This window comes from Vibrio sp. 1249-1 (genome assembly GCF_033340495.1).
Genome location: NZ_JAWOWJ010000115.1, coordinates 1 through 1,109 on the forward strand (window position 1 = coordinate 1; position 1,109 = coordinate 1,109).

Sequence of the window (1,109 nt, forward strand, 5' to 3'; positions counted from 1 at the left end):
TGCTTCCTCCTTTCTTCAAGCAATTAACGCACTATGTTGAGATGGGTAACTCAGCGTTTGACTGTCCGGGACACCAAGGTGGTCAGTTCTTCAAAAAACACCCAGCTGGTAAACAATTCTACGATTTCTTCGGCGAAAACCTGTTCCGTAGTGACTTGTGTAACGCGGACGTGGATTTAGGTGACTTGCTGATCCACGAAGGTTCTGCACACCAAGCGCAAGCGCACGCTGCAAAAGTATTTAACGCGGACAAAACTTACTTCGTACTCAACGGTACTTCTGCTTCAAACAAAGTGGTGTGTAACGCGCTAGTAACTGAAGGTGATTTGGTACTGTTCGACCGTAACAACCACAAATCGAACCACCACGGTGCGTTAATCCAAGCGGGTGGTATGCCAGTTTACTTAGAAACGGCGCGTAACCCTTGGGGCTTCATCGGTGGTATGGATGAGCACTGTTTCGATGAAGAATACATTCGTGCTCAAATCGCGAAAGTGGATCCAGAACGTGCACGCGATGAACGTCCTTTCCGTCTTGCTATTATCCAGCTTGGTACTTACGACGGTACTATCTATAACGCTCGCTACGTGATGGATAAGATCGGTCATCTTTGTGACTACATCCTGTTTGACTCTGCGTGGGTTGGTTATGAGCAGTTCATCCCTATGATGAAAGACTGTTCACCACTGCTGCTGGATTTGAAACCAGAAGACGCAGGTGTGATCGTGACTCAGTCTGTTCACAAACAACAAGCTGGTTTCTCTCAAACATCGCAAATCCACAAAAAAGACCGCCATATCAAAGGTCAAGCTCGTTACTGTAACCACAAACGCTTTAACAACGCGTTTATGATGCACGCATCGACTTCACCATTCTACGCACTGTTCTCTGCGCTTGATGTGAACGCGAAGATCCACGATGGCGAAGCAGGTCTGCGTTTATGGCGTGATGCGGTTAAGACTGGTATCGAAGCGCGTAAAGAAATCCTTAAGAGTTGTGAATTGATTCGTCCGTTCATTCCAGACGAAGTCGAAGGTCAACCTTGGGGCAGCTACGACACTGACGTGATCGCAACGAATAAGAAATTCTTCATGTTTGAGCCAAACGCA

At 47.1% G+C, this 1,109-nt stretch carries 1 pseudogene; it reads left to right on the forward strand.

Annotation, left to right across the window (positions count from 1 at the left end):
- Positions 1-1,109 (forward strand): annotated as a pseudogene (locus R7Z50_RS24645) (ornithine decarboxylase); the annotation flags it as partial.